Below are 14,829 nucleotides of genomic sequence, written 5' to 3'. Positions count from 1 at the left end.
GGTCCGTCAGCCTCGCGGCGCCTGCGCGGACTGCGCCGCCGCCAGTGGCTGGTTGGTGGTTCGGGAGGCGGCTTTGTCCTCGCTTTCGCGCCCGCTGTCGAGTGCCGCGAGCGCATCGACGACCAGACCTGTGCGGCTGCCCAGCGATCCCTTGACCATGATGACGTCGCCGCCCTTTACGGTCCCGGTCACGATGGGGGCCAGCTCCACGCTGGTCTCGGTCCAGGCGCCGCGCATCGCCGCCGGCAGGCGGTCGAACAGCGCCTTCATGTGCGGCCCGCAGGCATAGACGGTGTCGACCTGCGCGGCGCGCAGCGGCTCGGCCAGCGCGATGTGCAGCGCGTCGGCGCGGTCGCCCAGCTCGCGCATGTCGCCCAGCACGGCGATGCGCCGGCCGCCGGCGCCGGGGTCGATCTTGCCCAGCACCTCCAGCGTCGCCGTCATGGCCGCCGGGCTGGCATTGTAGCTCTCGTCGATCAGGGTGAAGGCGCCCTGCGGCAGCTGGATGCGCTTGCGGGTGCCGCGCCCCTTGACCGGCTGCAGGCTGGACAGGGAACGGGCGGATGCTGCGACATCGGCGCCCAGCGCCTTCACCGCCAGCAGCACCGCGAGGCTGTTCATCACCCAATGCTTGCCCGGCAGCGACAGGCAATATTGCAGCCGCTCGCCGCGGATGACCGCGGTCACCGCGCTGCAGGTCGCGTGCAGCGAACAGTCGACCAGCCGGGCGTCGGCCTCCACATGGGCGCCGAAGCTCCAGATGTCGGTCAGGCCGTGGCGGCGCGCGGCGGCGGCCAGCCGGGCATATTGCCCGTTGTCGCGGTTCAGCACGGCGACGCCGTCCGCATCCAGCCCCTCGAAGATCTCGGCCTTGGCGTCGGCGATGGCCTCGACGCCGGAGAAGAACTCCAGATGCGCCGCCTCGACCGTGGTGATGATGGCGACATGCGGCCTGACCTGCCGGGACAGGGGGCCGAGTTCGCCGGCGTGGTTCATCCCCAGCTCGAACACGCCATAGTCGCAGTCGGCGGGCAGGCGGGCGAGCGACAGCGGCACGCCCCAATGGTTGTTCAGGCTTCCTTCGGTGGCGTAGGTCGCGCCTTGTGCCGACAGGACGTGGCGCAGGGTCTCCTTGGTGCCGGTCTTGCCGACCGAGCCGGTGACGCCGACGAAGCGCGCGCCGCAGCGGGCCCGCGCGACCTTGCCCAGCGCCGCCATCGCCTCCAGTGTATCGGCCGGGGCAATCAGCAGCGGGGCGTCGGCGGGCAGCCCATCGGGCAGATGGTCGACCAGCGCCGCGGCGGCCCCGGCGGCCAGGGCGGCGCCGACGAAGGCGTGCCCGTCGAAATTCGGTCCGCGGATGGCGACGAACAGGTCGCCCGGCGCCACCTTGCGGCTGTCGATGGTGACGCCGGTGGCGGTCCAGGCGGACGGGCCGGCCAGACGCCCGCCGGTGGCGGCCGCCGCGTCCCCGGCAGTCCAGAGGACCGTCTTTTCCGCACTCATGCTCCAACCTCCGCTACGGCTTTCCGGGCCTCGTCCGCATCGTCGAACGGACGCACCTCGGTGCCGATCGTTTGTCCCTGTTCATGGCCCTTGCCGGCGATGACCAGCACGTCGCCGGGCTGAAGCTGCCGCACCGCGGTGCGGATCGCTTCGGCCCGGTCGCCGATCTCCTCCAGCTTGCCGGCCAGTTCCCCGGTGGCGCCGGCCAGCACCTGGCTCCGCACGAAGGCGGGATCCTCGGTGCGCGGGTTGTCGTCGGTGACGATGGCGCGGTCGGCCAGTCTGGCCGCCAGCGCCCCCATCACCGGCCGCTTGCTGCGGTCGCGGTCGCCGCCGCAGCCGAACACCGTCACCAGATGGCGCGCGGCATGCGGCTTCAGCGCCCGCAGCACCGTTTCCAGCGCGTCGGGCGTGTGGGCGTAATCGACGTAGACCGTCGCCCCGTTGGGGTGGGTCGCGACATGCTGCAGCCGGCCCGGCACGCCTTCCAGTGAGGACAGCGTGTCCAGCGCCCGCCCGGCGTCGCCGCCGGATCCGATGACCAGACCCAGCGCGCAGAGCACGTTCCAGGCCTGGAAGCGACCCGCCAGCGGCAGGTCCACCGTCACGTCGCGGCCGAGCACGGACAGGGCGAGGCGCTGGCCATGGGCCAGCGGCTCCACCCCGGTCACCCGAAGCTCGGTGCCGGCCAGACCATAGGACAGGACGCGGTGTCCACGGTGGTTACAAATGGTGGCAAAATGTTGAAATTCCGGAGAGTCGGCATTCAGCACCGCGACGGCGCCCGGCGGCAGGACCCGGTCGAACAGCATCGCCTTGGCGTCGCGATACGCCTCCATCGTGCCGTGATAGTCCAGATGGTCCAGCGTCAGGTTGGTGAAGCCGGCGGCCTTGATCGCCACGCCGTCCAGCCGGAACTGCTCCAGTCCGTGGCTCGACGCCTCCATCGCCAGATGGTCGATGCCGGCATCCCTGGCGGCGGCGAGGTCGCGGTGCAGCGACACCGGGTCGGGCGTCGTCATTCCGCCATAGCCGTGCAGGCCGGGGCCGAGCAGGCCCAGCGTGCCCAGGCTGCCGGCGGGCAGGCCGAGCCGCGTCCAGATCTGGGCGGCGAACTGGACGGTGGAGGTCTTGCCGTTGGTGCCGGTCACCGCCACCACCGTCTCCGGCTGGCGCCCGCCGTGGAAGGCGGCGGCCATGCGCGCGAAGGCGAGGCGGGGCTGCGGATCGGTCAACAGGACGGCGGTGGAACCGGCGGGCAACTCGGTGCCCTCGGGCGCCAGCACCGCGACGGCGCCCTTGGCGAGCGCGTCGGCGATGAAGGCGCGGCCGTCGGCCTTCACGCCGGGCAGGGCGGCAAAGACAAAGCCGGGCCTGACCGCGCGGCTGTCGGCGGTCAGCCCGGCGACGTCGGGATCGGCGGCGCCGACGGTGATGTCAGCGCGGTTTGGTCTGAGTTGGGAAAGACGCAACGGTGCTTCCCTTCGACGGGGGTGGGGCGGTGACGGGGGGCAGGGACTGCTGCCAGTTGGTGGAACCGGCGGCGTTCAGGTAGGTGGAATTCAGGATTTCTGGCGCGTTCTCGTCCACCATCGGCACGTTCAGCAGCGGACCGATCTGCTTGACGATGCGGCCCACCGCCGGGGCGGCGACCCAGCCGCCGGTGGCGTAGCCGTAGGTCTTGGCCGTGGCCTTGGGCTCGTCCACCAGCACATAGACGATGTAGCGCGGATCGTTCATCGGGAAGGCGCCCAGGAACGACGACATGCGCGAGTTCTTCTGGTAATGCCGTCCCTTCTGCTTGTCGGCGGTGCCGGTTTTTCCACCGACGACATAGCCCTTGACTTCCGCCGACTTGCCGGTGCCTTCGGTGACCACGAAGCGGAACATGCGCCGCATCATGTCGGAGGTCGAGCGGGACACCACCTGCTCGGTCGGGATCTCGTCGGCCGTCTTGCGTTTCAGCAACGTCGGCTTGTGGAAGAGGCCGCCGTTGATGACGGAGGCCGCCGCAGCCACCGTGTGCATCGGGCTGACCGAGAGGCCGTGGCCGAAGGAGATGGTGTAGCTGTTGACCTCGCGCCACGGATTGGGCACCAGCGGCCAGCCGCTTTCCGGCAGTTCCAGACCGGTGGGCTTGGTGAAGCCCATCTTGGTCATGAAGGCCTTCTGCGCCGCCACGCCCACCTGCTGCACCATGCGCACGGAGCCGAGGTTGGAGGAGTGCTGGAACACTTCCGCCACCGTCAGGGCGCGGTGCAGGTTGTGGTAGTCGTTGATGGTGAAACGGCCGATCTTGATCGGGTGCGCCGCGTCGAACATGTCCGACACCCGGATCTTGCCGCTGTCGAATGCCAACGCAGAGTTGAAGATCTTGAAGGTCGAGCCCATTTCGTACACGCCGAGGGTCGCCCGGTTGAACAGCGTGTCGGGGTTCAGGCCGGTCGGGTCCTGCGGGTCGAAATCCGGCAGCGAGACCATCGCCAGCACTTCGCCGTTGCGCACGTCGAAGACGATGCCGGCGGCGCCGATGGCGCTGAACTCCTGCACCGTGGCGGCCAGTTCCTTCTTCAGGACATGCTGCAACCGCAGGTCGATGGACAGCTGCAGCGGTGTTCCCGGATCCTCGGTCAGCCGCTTGTTGAAGCCCTGCTCCATGCCGGCAAGGCCGTTGTTGTCGATGCCGGTGAAGCCGACGACGTGGGAGGTCAGCGGGCCGGCGGGGTAGAAGCGGCGCTCCTCCCGTTCGAAGGCGATGCCCGGAATGCCGAGCCGATGGACGGCGGCCTGCTGCTTCGGCGTCAGGTTGCGCTTCAGCCAGACGAAGCGGCGGTCGCCGACCAGCTTGCTTAGGACATCCTTGTAGTCGAGTTCCGGCAGGACGCTGACCAGCTTCTGCGCGGCCTCTTCCGGGCGCGACACCAGCTTGGGGTCGGCGTAGAGCGACTGGGTGACCAGCGAGGTCGCCAGTAGGTTGCCGTTGCGGTCGACGATGTCGCCGCGGTTGGTGGTGGTGTTGTCCACCTCCAGCGCCACATGCTGGCGCGGCTCGCCGCCGCCGGCGAATAGGGTGGCCATCGCCAGCTTGACGCTGATCGCGGTGAAGACGGTCGTGACCACGGCAGCCGTCACCATCAGGCGGTAGCGGCTCTGTTCCAGCGCAACCGCCAGAGAGGTCCGCGGCTTGGCGGACTGCTGCTGGGGCGACGGCGGAAAGGGCGAGGGCGCCGGCGGCGGCACATAGGTGCTGCCGGTGCTGGCGCCGGGCTGGCCGTAGCCGGCCGGGCCGCCGTGGTCGTGACCGTTCATCGATTGGCCCCCAGGCGCGCAACGAGCAGCCCGAGGCTGTCGGTCGGCTTGGGCTGGTAGGGCTGCTGGGCCGCGGGAGCCGCCTTTGGAGCCGGTGCCGGCGGGGTCGGTCGGGCCGCCAGTTCGGTCGGGCGCGCGGTCGGCGCGTTGGGCGCCAGCTTGCCGGCGGCGCGGTCGGGTGCCTTCTCCGCCGGCGCGCGGGCGGAGCCGGGAACCAGGGCGGAGGGCTTGATCCGGGTGCCGCGCGACGGGTCGGCCAGACCGCCGGTGGAGGGCAGGGAGGCGGGCACGACGACCGGCGCGCGTTCCAGCGCCTTGTCCATCGGCAGCGGCTTCGCCAGCGCCGCGCCGGCCGGCAGGCTGACCGGAACGATTCCGGCGCCGCCGCTGTTGTTGGGAGCGGCGGGGATGCGGGCGGCGGCGACCTGCGGGGCGCCGGTGCCGGGCGCGCGCACCATCGGCGGCAGCGGGGCAGGGTTGGTCTGGGAAGGCGGCTGGACGGCGTCGCCCGGACGCATCGGGATCATGTCCATCGCCATGTACTGGCGCGGCTCGGTCGGCTGCAGCGCCAGATAGGCCTGCGCCATCTGTTCCAGCTTGGTGGGGTCGTTCAGGTAGCTCCACTCGGCCTTCAGGACCTGGATGGACTCCTGCTCCTGGATGATCTTGCGGTTCAGCCCGGCGAGCTTCTCCTCAAGATCCTGGACGTCGTAGCTGGTCTGGAACAGCACGCCACCGGCGGCCGCGATCAGGCCGCCCCAGAACAGCCAGGTCTTGCCTTTCATGCTGCCTCCTTGCCGGGCGCCGGGAACGCGGGCGCCTCGGTACGTTCAGCCGCGCGCAGCCGGGCGGACCGGGCGCGGGGGTTGTTGCGGGCTTCGGCCTCGCTCGGGTCCACGGGTTTCCGGGAGAGCAGGCGGAAGGATGGATGATGCGCCGCGACGGCGGTCACGGGCGTATGGCGGGACGGGGAGGGCGGCGGCGAAGACCGTTCCCGCAGGAACGCCTTGACCTCGCGGTCCTCCAGCGAATGGAAGGAGACGACGGCCAGACGCCCGCCGGGCGCCAGCAGCGACTCGGCGGCGGACAGGCCGCGCCGCAACTCGCCCAATTCGTCGTTCACATGGATGCGCAGGGCCTGGAAGGTCCGGGTGGCCGGGTCGATCCCGTCGCCCTTCCCCTTCGGCACCACCGAACGGATGATGTCGGCCAGCCGCGCCGTGCGCTCGATCGGCGCCTCGCGGCGGGCGGCGACGATGGCGCGGGCGACGCGGCGCGCCATCCGTTCCTCGCCCAACTGATAGATGATGTCGGCCAGCTCCGCCTCGTCGGCGGTGTTGACCACGTCGGCGGCGGTCGGCCCATCCCGTCCCATCCGCATGTCGAGCGGGCCGTCGAAACGGAAGGAGAAGCCGCGCTCCGGCTCGTCGATCTGCGGGGAGGAGACGCCGACGTCGAGCGCCACGCCGTCGACCTTGCCGACGCCATGGTCGGCCAGCAGCGTAGCCATGTCGCCGAAACGGCCCTCGATCACCTCGAGTCGTCCCGGGAATTCCTGGGCCAGCGCACGGCCGCGCTCGATCGCCGCGGGGTCGCGGTCGATGCCGATGACGCGGCAGGAGGCCGACCGCAGCAGGGCGCGGCTGTAGCCGCCGGCGCCGAAGGTGCCGTCGACATAGAGACCGCCGTCGCGGGGGGACAGCGCGGCGATCACCTCCTCCAGCAGGACGGGAATATGGATGCGGGTGTCGGTCATCAGGCGCCCTCCCCGCTCCGGCCGGCGGCGCCGCGGGAGGCCTTGGCGACGATCTGGCTGAGGGAGATGTCCTTGCGCACGACCTGCTCGCGGAGTGCAGCCTCGTGGGCCTTCAGCGCGTCGGGTTCCCAAATCTGGAAGGTCTTGCGGCGGCCGATGAAGGCGGCCTCCTCGGTGATGCCGGCGAACTCGGCCAGCTCCTTGGGCAGGACGATGCGGCCTTCGGCGTCGGAGGAGACGGGGATCAGCTTTCCGAAGATGAAGGTCTCGATCATGTCGCGCTCGTCGGCATCGAGGTCAGGGGATTCGAGGCTCTCGGAGAGGACGTCGAGATAGTCCTGGTCGGCGCCTTCCAGCGCCTGGTGGTTCAGCGAAGGCCAGAGGTAGACGGTGCTGGGAGCCGACGTCTTGGCAAGCGACTGCCTGAACTGTGCCGGGATGGACACACGCCCTTTCCTGTCAACTTTGTTGACGTATGTGGACAGGAAAACGGCCATAGGCCCGGTGGTCCCCCCTGCTATCCCCCATGCGCGGTCGGGTGCCCCGCGCTAGCCCCGCTTGGCCCATTCAGCCCCCGCCCCCGGTGTTAACCAAAATGGGTAGGAGCCCCCCTTAAATGGGCATTCTTGGGATAGCATGGGACGGCATGGGCGTCAACGGCCCCCCGAGTATTCAGACGGGGGTGTCAAGACTTTTGGGTCAGGCTGTGGCATCCGCGCAAGTTGGTGTACGAAATCTCAGAATCTTCGCAGTATTCCGCTGGACTCCCGCGATGTGGATAAAGTTATCCACACAAGTTCTTCGAACGTTCCAAAATTTTAATAAAATATCGAGTTCACATGGTTTGCTACACGGTCGAATCGACCCCCTCGGACGGCATAGGACCTTGGGTGGGAAAACCCGGTCAGGCATGGGACGGCATGGGAAATCGCCCCACAGTTATCCACCGGCTGTGGATTAGTCTGGGGAAAATGTGGATGGGACCGTGCACATCCTGGGGATGGCCACGGGAAAGCCCGGAGAACCGTGGGGAGAGGCGGCGTCCGCCCTGTGGATGACGTGGGCAGCCGCCCACGCAATCGCCCATGCCGTCCCAGGCCGAACCATCCGATCGGGCGGGGCGGGGGCAAAAGGGTGCCACCATGGGGCGGCATGGGATCATGCGCCCAGCCGGAGGCTCCGGATTGGGACGAACCGGGCAAAGGGTATGGGAAAAGCGCCAGATGGCCTGTAAGCCGGGTTCTGTGTCCCGCCCCGAGGGGCAGGCGATGGCCATTCGTCTGGGACGCCGGTTGCCCGGACGCCTCGCGCGACCAACCCGAGCGGCGGCGCGGAAACGCGCTTGACCCACGCCCGTCCCGTTGCGGGGACGGTGGTCGGGCCGCTCCTATTCGGTCTTGCTCCCGGTGGGGTTTACCGTGCCGTCCCCGTTGCCGGGTCCGCGGTGCGCTCTTACCGCACCCTTTCACCCTTACCTGCGTCGAAACGCCGGCGGTTTGCTTTCTGTGGCACTGTCCCTAGGGTCGCCCCCGCCGGCCGTTAGCCGGCACCGTGTTTCCGTGGAGCCCGGACTTTCCTCCCCCGGTCGAAACCGAAGGCGGCCATCCGGCCATCTGGCGCGGTCGTTCATATAGGGAAGCGGCCGTGGGGGCAAATCCCAAATATGGAAGCGCCTCGATCGGACTGACGGCTCATGTGAGACATCACCGCCCCGTCAGCCGCAGCAGCGCGCGCAGACGCCGCACCGTTTCGGGATCGGGGGTGCCGGTCAGGCAATCGGGATGGAAATGGCGCTGGAAGGCCAGCAGGGCCCGCGGTTCGGCCGGGTCGTACCCATAGCGTCCCAGCAGTGCGGCGACCTCCGCATCGGTGAAGGGGCCGTCGTCGGCCTGGGACGGCGTGGGCCAAAGCCCGATACCCTGTGCGGCGAGGCCCGGCCAGTCGAACAGCTCGCCCGGATCCTCCTTGCGGGTCGGCGCCACGTCGCTGTGGCCCAGCACGTCGGCGGGCGCGATCCCGTGGCGTTTCACGATGCCTCGGCACAGTTCTGTCACCGCGGCCATCTGCACGGGCGGGAAGGGGCGATAGCCGAACTCGTGGCCCGGATTGACGATCTCGACGCCGATGGAGCGGCTGTTGACGTCCTCCGCCCCGCGCCAGCTCGACCGGCCGGCATGCCAGGCGCGCCGGTCCTCCGGAACATGGGCGTAGATGGTGCCGTCCTCGTCCACCGTGTAATGGGCGCTGACCTGGGCCGCCGGGTCGCACAACCGGTCCAGCGCATGGGCGGCGGTGGGCATGCCGGTATAGTGCAGAATCAGCAGTTCCACCCGCGAACCATCGGCCCGCGGGCCGTGGTTGGGGGAGGGGCGGTCGATCCGGCGGAAGGCGCTCATGTCGGCATCCTATCAGACCGGCGCTCCTTCAGGTCGGGTTGGTGACGGTCTCGTTGACGGTGCGCGGGCGCCGCCGGACGATCACCGCGACGCCGCCGATGGTCAGCAAGCCGCCGATGGCGAGGTTCACCGTCAGCGGATCGCCCATCAGGAACGCGCCGCTGGCGACGCCGAAGACCGGCACCGTCAGCAGATAGGGCATGGTCTGGTTCACGTCATAGCGTCCAAGCAACGGATACCACAGCCCATAGGCGACGATGGTGACCGCGACCGCCATGTAGACGATCGACGCCCAGCCGACCCAGGTGGAGTTGGCCAGCGCCTCCATCTGCCCATGTTCCAGCAGCAGCGACAGGCCGAGCAGCTGCGGCATGGCGAACAGCGCCATCCAGCCGTTGACGGCGAAGCCGTTCACCGACCCGATCAGCTTCATCTGCACGCTGGCAACGGCGAAGGCGAAGCTCGCCGCCAGGATCAGTAGCAGCGAATAGAGCGATTCGCCCAGCCGCGGCTCGCCCGCGATCACCGCTACGCCGGCGAAGGCGGCGGCCATGCCGATGCCGCGGCGCCAGCCCAGCTTGTCCTTGAACACCAGCGCGGCCAGCAGGGAGGAGAAGGGCACCTGCGCCTGCGCCGCCAGCGAGGCTGTGGCGGCGTCGATCCCCTGCAGTCCGCTGAACATCATCGGGAAATGGATGCTGCCGAGCGTCACCGACAACAGCGCGATCTTCCACAGCTTGTCGCGCGGCACGCGGAAGAAGGGGATGATCAGCACCGCCACCAGGGCGAAGCGCAGGAACATCACGAACAGGGGCGGGAATTCGGCCAGCGCCCATTTCGCCACGACGAAGTTCAGCCCCCACAGCGCCATCACCACCAGCGCCTGAAGGGTGTGGGCGAAACTCATGCCCTGCCGCCTTCCAGTTCTTCGCGCATCGCCTCCAGCTCCAGCCAGCGCTCCTCCGCCGCGGCGAGCGCCGCCTGCCTGGCGTGCAGCTGCTCGCCGGTCTTCTGGAACTTGGCCGGGTCGCGGGTGAACAGGTCGGGGTCGGCCAAAGCCTTCTCCAGCTTGGCGATCTCTGTCCCCAGCCCGTCCATGCGGGCCGGCAGCTCGTCCAGTTCGCGCTGGTCCTTGTAGCTCAGCTTGCCGCGCGGCTTGGCCGCGGCGGCCGGGGCGGTGGCGGCCGGCTTCGGTTTGGCGGCGGCAGCGGCGGGCGCCGCCTTGGCCGGGCGCTGCACCAGATAGTCGGAATAGCCGCCGGCATACTCGGTGGCGGTGCCGTCGCCCTCCAGCGCGATGGTGCTGGTCACCAGCCGGTCGAGGAAGTCGCGGTCGTGGCTGACCAGCAGCAGCGTGCCCTGATAGTCGCCCAGCACGTCCTCCAGCAGGTCCAGCGTGTCCATGTCGAGGTCGTTGGTCGGCTCGTCGAGGATCATCACGTTGCTGGGCTTGGCGAACAGCCGGGCCAGCAGCAGCCGGTTGCGCTCGCCGCCCGACAGCGCCTTCACCGGGCTGTCCAACTGGCGGGTGTCGAACAGGAAGTCCTTGATATAGCCGGCGACATGGCGCGACACGCCGTTGACCATCACCGCGTCGCCGCCGAAGGGGCACAGCACCTTGCGGATGGTGTCCTCCGGGTCCAGCCCCTCGCGCCGCTGGTCGAAATAGGCGGTGTCGAGGCTGGTGCCCAGCTTCACCGTGCCCTCGTCGGGGTCGAGCTGGCCGGTCAGCATCTTCAGCAGGGTCGATTTGCCGGCGCCGTTCGGCCCGATCAGCCCGACCCGGTCGCCGCGCAGGATGCGGGTGGAGAAGTTCTTCACGATGGTCTTGCGGCCCTCGGGCGTGTCGAAGCCCTTGGAGATGCCGGTCGCCTCGATCACCAGCCGGCCGCCGCGCTCGGCCTCGGCGATGGCGAGCTTGGCCTGCTGGCCGCCCTTGATCTGCTCCGCGCGTCCGGCACGCAGGTCCAGCAGGTTGCGCACGCGGCCCATGTTGCGGGTGCGCCGGGCGGAAATGCCCTCGCGCAACCACTTCATCTCGCTTTCGATCTTGCGGTCAAGCTTGTGGGCCGCGGCCTCCTCCGCCTCGAACACCTCGGCCTGCCAGGTCTCGAACTCGGCGAAGCCGCGGTCGGTGGCGCGCACCGTGCCGCGGTCGAGCCACAGCGTCCGCTTGGCCAGCCGGTTCAGGAAGGCGCGGTCGTGGCTGATCAGCAGCAGCCCGCCGCGGAAGGACAGCAACTCCTCCTCCAGCCACTCGATGGTGGGGAGGTCCAGGTGGTTGGTCGGCTCGTCCAGCAGCATGACGTCGGGGTTGCCGACCAGCGTGCGGGCCAGCGCCGTCCGTCGCGATTCGCCGCCCGACAGGGTGCGGGGATCGAGATTGCCGTCGACCTGGAGCCTGTCCAGAACGGCATCGACCCGGTGCGCCTCGTCCTGCTCGTCGGCGGGCAGGCCCTGCACGACATAGTCGTGTACGGTGGCGCAGCCGGTGAAGTCCGGCTCCTGCGGCAGATAGGCGAGGCGGGCGCCGGGTTGGACAAAGACGGTGCCGCCGTCGGGTTGGATCATCCCGGCCAGCACCTTCATCAGCGTCGACTTGCCCGACCCGTTGCGCCCGACCAGACAGGCGCGGTCCCCGCGGCCGATGGACAGGTCGATGCCGTCGAACAGCGGACGGCCGCCGAAGGTGACGGTGACGCCCTGGAGCGCCGTGATGGGTGCGGGAGGAGCCATGGACCGTTCGTGCGCCGGAAAATCGAGGGAAGGGGATGGGTTATAGCGCGCCATCCCCCTCCGCCGCGACCCGGAAAAACGGTTGGGCGGGTTGCGTTCCCCGCGATTGCCGTCCCGTTACGCGGTCCCGGTCGGCGTCGGCACCTGCTGTTCCTGCATCTTGAAGCCGAAATAGGTGCCGTTGCTGATGCCGGTCAGTGCCAGCAGGTTGGCGGACAGCTCCGGCATGCCCAGCGTGCGGGTGACCTCGTAGAGGAAGGTGATGCCCAGCACGCCGGTCCAGGCCAGCAACTGCAGGCGGTGGATGTTGTAGCCGGCGGCGTCGCTCAGCAGGTCGGGCAGCAGCCCCTGGGAGGGCGGATAGACCTCGGCCAGGCTGGCGGCCATCGCGGTCTGGTCGGGCGGGGTGGCCGCCGCGGCGGCGAGGTAGGCGGCTGCATGCTGGTGGCGTCGCGTGTCGTCGTCGCTCGGCCGGCGGTCCTGGAAGGCGGCCAGGACGGAGGTGCCGCCGACGATCCCCATCAGCGCCATGGTGCCGGTGGTGATGGTGTCCATCGACCCGGTGATGGTCAGGATGGCGACGTAGGAGGCGGTGACGATCCCGCTCCACCACAACAGCTGGAAGCGCGCGAGGCTGTAGGGCGCCCGGTAATTGGCCGGCATCGGCACGCCGGCGATCGGCGTGATGGCGTCGGTGCGGCCGAAATGGCGGAAGAAGGCGACCAGGAACAGCGCCGCCACCAGGGCGAACCAGAGGGCGGCCAGCCCCAGGTCGCGGTCGCTGGCGCCCTGGATGGAGACCATCTTCGGCGTGGTGGTCATGCCGCCGGTGGCGGGGCCGAAGGCGACCGGCAGGGTCTTGGCGCCGGCAAGGCTGAAGAAGCCGCTGAAGGCGGTCTGCCACGCCGCCCGCCGCTGTGCCGCGTCATCGCCGTTGCCGGAGATGGAGGTAGAGGCGGTGCCCACCAGCTCGCCCTTGGCCGAGCAGCCGAAGCTGGCGCGGGCGCCGGGGATCGTCTGGCCGTTGGCGACCAGGACAAGCGCTTGCGCGTTCAGCATCGCCGCCTGGGTGGCGCAGTCGGTGCCGGCCGGCGGCACCCCCAGGTTCAGCGTCAGTGGTTGACCCAGCACAACCGCCGTGTCGGTGGCTGCCGTCGGCATCTGCGCCTGCGCGGCGCCGCCCGCCGCGATCGTCGTTCCCAAAACCGCAGCGAAGATCGTTCGGATGATCGTGCGTCGCATCGTCATGTCGTCCCCAAAGCGCGCAGGCAACCGATCGCCCGCCCCTTTGGGAACGATATGTCAGGAAACGGGATAAAGCCTATGGCAAAGCAATTTCAAGTCATCAAAATCTGTGACGAATCGCGACATGTCAGGACAGCGCGGCGGCCCCCTCCCGCTCCCGACGAATGCGGTCGTAGGCAGCGTTGATCAGCGCGAGCTTCTGGGTGGCGAGGTCGATGAATTCCTGCGGCAAGCCCTGGGCGATCAGCCGGTCCGGGTGGTGTTCGCGCACCAGCGCCCGGTGGGCGGTTTTCACCGCGTTGTCATCCGCGAGACGCGACACCCCCAGCACGGCATAGGGATCCGATTCGGTCGGGCCGCCGGCCAGATGGTGGCCGGCGAGGATGCGGCGGAAGTCGGCCTCGTCGAAGCCGAAGATCACGGCGACCGCGCGCAGATACTCCACTTCCGTCTCGTGCAGCTCGTCGTCGGCTTCGGCGATCATCAGCAGGCTGTCGAGCAGTTCCTCCAGCACCGCGTGCTTGTCCTCGAACAGCTTGGCGATCTGGCGGGCATACTCCTCGAACCCGCGGGTGTCGCGGCGGGCGAGGTCGAAGACGCGGCCGACATTGTCCAGTTCTTCCGGCGGGACGCGGAACAGCCGCTTGAAGGTGTCGACCTCCACCCGCTTCACCACGCCGTCGGCCCGCGCCATCTTGGCGGCCAGCGCGATCACGCCGATGGTGAAGGCGACGGTCTGCTTGGCCGCTTCGGCATCGGCGTCGCTCATGCCCCGGTACGGCTGGTCGTCCGGACCGCAGGGCGACCACCGGTCGACCGCATGCCCGGCCAGACCGCCCAGCAGGGCGCCGATCGGTCCGCCGGTGAACAGGCCGGCCGCGCCGCCCAGGATCTTGCCCCAAATGCTCATGCTACGCCTTTAAGTCCGCAGGCTCCCCAACCGGGGGCAGCATAGCGGCCGGAAGACGGCGGGCCAACTGTGGCGCACCGGCAACAGGCCAGCATTGTTCGCATTGCGAATTTCTAATAAGCGCTTGCGATTCCCATCGGTCACGCCATGTTGCAATGCAACAAAGGGCGCCGCAGAGAGCGCCGGCCTGACAAAGACGGCGGCCGCCGGTGGCGGCGCCGGAGCCTGGGGAAAAACGTTCTGCGCGAATGCGTTTTCGAATTTCGAGAACCGTGAGCAGAGCCATGCCTGTTATCCGCAAGATCCTGCCGACCGAACTGCCCCAGTACCGGGCGCATCTTCTCCGCCTCGACCGGGCCGACCGCTATGCCCGCTTCACCGGCACCCTGTCGGACGAGGCGGTGGAGCGGCATTGCGCGGCCATCGACTGGGGCCGGACGGTCATTCTCGGCGCGTTCGAGAACGGCGTGCTGCGCGGCGCGGTGGAGCTGTGCGGCGACCGCATCCTCTGGCCGCAACAGGCGGAGTTCGGCATCAGCGTCGAGTCGACGCTGCAGGGCAAGGGGGTCGGCAGCACGCTGGTCCGCCGCATCCTGAACGTCGCCCGCAACCGCGGCATCCGCCATGTCCACATGATGTGCCTGTCGGAGAATGTCCGCATGCGTGCGCTGGCCCGCCGCTTCGGCGGCCGGCTGGCGCTGGACAGCGGCGAGATCACCTCGCGCTTCGAACTGCCGCCGCCCAACCAGTTCTCTCTCGCCCTGGAAGCGCTGGAGGATGGGACCGGCGCCTTCAACAGCATCCTGTCCGGCAACGCCATCCTTGGCCGCCTGCCCACCCCGTCGCCGCAGCGGCTGGCCGCCTGAGCGGCGGGGCTCTTCATCGGTGATCCTGTGTTCTTTCCGCCGCTTCCCAACCTCCTGATGGGGACGGGCCACTCAAGCGGTTGAAATTCGCTGCCGGATCGCGAA

At 69.1% G+C, this 14,829-nt stretch carries 12 protein-coding genes and 1 other RNA gene; 1 reads left to right on the top strand and 12 read right to left on the bottom strand.

Annotation, left to right across the window (positions count from 1 at the left end; genetic code table 11):
* Positions 1–6: 6 nt before the first annotated feature.
* From B9N97_RS22200 to B9N97_RS22145, 12 genes are all read right to left on the bottom strand, one after another.
* Entirely contained in the window at positions 7–1,506 is a 1,500-nt protein-coding gene (locus B9N97_RS22200; protein ID WP_085089887.1) for a UDP-N-acetylmuramoylalanyl-D-glutamyl-2,6-diaminopimelate--D-alanyl-D-alanine ligase, read from the bottom strand.
* Positions 1,503–2,978: a UDP-N-acetylmuramoyl-L-alanyl-D-glutamate--2,6-diaminopimelate ligase gene (locus B9N97_RS22195; protein ID WP_085089886.1), complete on the bottom strand. Its 1,476-nt coding sequence runs from the start codon at positions 2,976–2,978 to the stop codon at positions 1,503–1,505. The genes B9N97_RS22200 and B9N97_RS22195 overlap by 4 nt, the downstream gene beginning before the upstream one ends.
* Entirely contained in the window at positions 2,944–4,815 is a 1,872-nt protein-coding gene (locus B9N97_RS22190; RefSeq protein ID WP_085089885.1) for a peptidoglycan D,D-transpeptidase FtsI family protein, read from the bottom strand. Before B9N97_RS22190 ends, B9N97_RS22195 begins: the two co-directional genes overlap by 35 nt.
* Positions 4,812–5,600, bottom strand: coding sequence for a cell division protein FtsL (gene ftsL, locus B9N97_RS22185; RefSeq protein ID WP_085089884.1), 789 nt, complete (start codon positions 5,598–5,600; stop codon positions 4,812–4,814). The genes B9N97_RS22190 and ftsL overlap by 4 nt, the downstream gene beginning before the upstream one ends.
* Positions 5,597–6,571, bottom strand: a complete 975-nt coding sequence (gene rsmH, locus B9N97_RS22180) for a 16S rRNA (cytosine(1402)-N(4))-methyltransferase RsmH (protein WP_085089883.1) — start codon at positions 6,569–6,571, stop codon at positions 5,597–5,599. The genes ftsL and rsmH overlap by 4 nt, the downstream gene beginning before the upstream one ends.
* Positions 6,571–7,017, bottom strand: a complete 447-nt coding sequence (locus B9N97_RS22175) for a division/cell wall cluster transcriptional repressor MraZ (protein ID WP_244560839.1) — start codon at positions 7,015–7,017, stop codon at positions 6,571–6,573. The genes rsmH and B9N97_RS22175 overlap by 1 nt, the downstream gene beginning before the upstream one ends.
* A 769-nt stretch (positions 7,018–7,786) precedes the next feature.
* Positions 7,787–8,188, bottom strand: an RNA gene (rnpB, locus tag B9N97_RS22170) — RNase P RNA component class A.
* 86 nt (positions 8,189–8,274) lie between these two features.
* Positions 8,275–8,967: an N-acetylmuramoyl-L-alanine amidase gene (locus B9N97_RS22165; protein ID WP_085089881.1), complete on the bottom strand. Its 693-nt coding sequence runs from the start codon at positions 8,965–8,967 to the stop codon at positions 8,275–8,277.
* Positions 8,968–8,995: 28 nt separating this feature from the next.
* A complete protein-coding gene (locus B9N97_RS22160; RefSeq protein ID WP_085089880.1) occupies positions 8,996–9,874 on the bottom strand; it encodes a DMT family transporter in 879 nt (292 codons plus the stop codon).
* The gene (locus tag B9N97_RS22155; protein ID WP_085089879.1) at positions 9,871–11,703 is read right to left on the bottom strand and encodes an ABC-F family ATP-binding cassette domain-containing protein; all 1,833 of its coding nucleotides are present in this window, start codon (positions 11,701–11,703) and stop codon (positions 9,871–9,873) included. Before B9N97_RS22155 ends, B9N97_RS22160 begins: the two co-directional genes overlap by 4 nt.
* A gap of 117 nt (positions 11,704–11,820) precedes the next feature.
* Positions 11,821–12,945 carry a hypothetical protein gene (locus B9N97_RS22150; protein ID WP_244560838.1) on the bottom strand — a complete coding sequence of 375 codons (1,125 nt, stop codon included), beginning with the start codon at positions 12,943–12,945 and terminating at the stop codon, positions 11,821–11,823.
* Between the two features lie 130 nt (positions 12,946–13,075).
* Complete coding sequence (locus tag B9N97_RS22145) at positions 13,076–13,858, bottom strand: TerB family tellurite resistance protein (RefSeq protein ID WP_085089877.1); 783 nt, start codon at positions 13,856–13,858, stop codon at positions 13,076–13,078.
* 284 nt (positions 13,859–14,142) lie between these two features.
* On the opposite strand from B9N97_RS22145, the gene B9N97_RS22140 reads away from it, so the two are divergent.
* A complete protein-coding gene (locus B9N97_RS22140; protein ID WP_085089876.1) occupies positions 14,143–14,724 on the top strand; it encodes a GNAT family N-acetyltransferase in 582 nt (193 codons plus the stop codon).
* Positions 14,725–14,829 lie beyond the last annotated feature (105 nt).

Source organism: Azospirillum oryzae (assembly GCF_900177515.1).
In the GTDB taxonomy this organism is placed as follows: domain Bacteria; phylum Pseudomonadota; class Alphaproteobacteria; order Azospirillales; family Azospirillaceae; genus Azospirillum; species Azospirillum oryzae_A.
Note: the sequence above shows the minus strand (reverse complement) of the source record. Positions and strands in the feature narration are given on the sequence as shown.

What these genes read in the sequence shown, in the direction of transcription:
- ftsL (WP_085089884.1), bottom strand. Translation starts at nt 5,600, where the DNA reads ATGAAAGGCAAGACCTGGCTGTTCTGGGGCGGCCTGATCGCGGCCGCC.
- B9N97_RS22140 (WP_085089876.1), top strand. Translation starts at nt 14,143, where the DNA reads ATGCCTGTTATCCGCAAGATCCTGCCGACCGAACTGCCCCAGTACCGG.
- B9N97_RS22155 (WP_085089879.1), bottom strand. Translation starts at nt 11,703, where the DNA reads ATGGCTCCTCCCGCACCCATCACGGCGCTCCAGGGCGTCACCGTCACC.
- B9N97_RS22165 (WP_085089881.1), bottom strand. Translation starts at nt 8,967, where the DNA reads ATGAGCGCCTTCCGCCGGATCGACCGCCCCTCCCCCAACCACGGCCCG.
- rsmH (WP_085089883.1), bottom strand. Translation starts at nt 6,571, where the DNA reads ATGACCGACACCCGCATCCATATTCCCGTCCTGCTGGAGGAGGTGATC.
- B9N97_RS22145 (WP_085089877.1), bottom strand. Translation starts at nt 13,858, where the DNA reads ATGAGCATTTGGGGCAAGATCCTGGGCGGCGCGGCCGGCCTGTTCACC.
- B9N97_RS22150 (WP_244560838.1), bottom strand. Translation starts at nt 12,945, where the DNA reads ATGCGACGCACGATCATCCGAACGATCTTCGCTGCGGTTTTGGGAACG.
- B9N97_RS22200 (WP_085089887.1), bottom strand. Translation starts at nt 1,506, where the DNA reads ATGAGTGCGGAAAAGACGGTCCTCTGGACTGCCGGGGACGCGGCGGCC.
- B9N97_RS22160 (WP_085089880.1), bottom strand. Translation starts at nt 9,874, where the DNA reads ATGAGTTTCGCCCACACCCTTCAGGCGCTGGTGGTGATGGCGCTGTGG.
- B9N97_RS22190 (WP_085089885.1), bottom strand. Translation starts at nt 4,815, where the DNA reads ATGAACGGTCACGACCACGGCGGCCCGGCCGGCTACGGCCAGCCCGGC.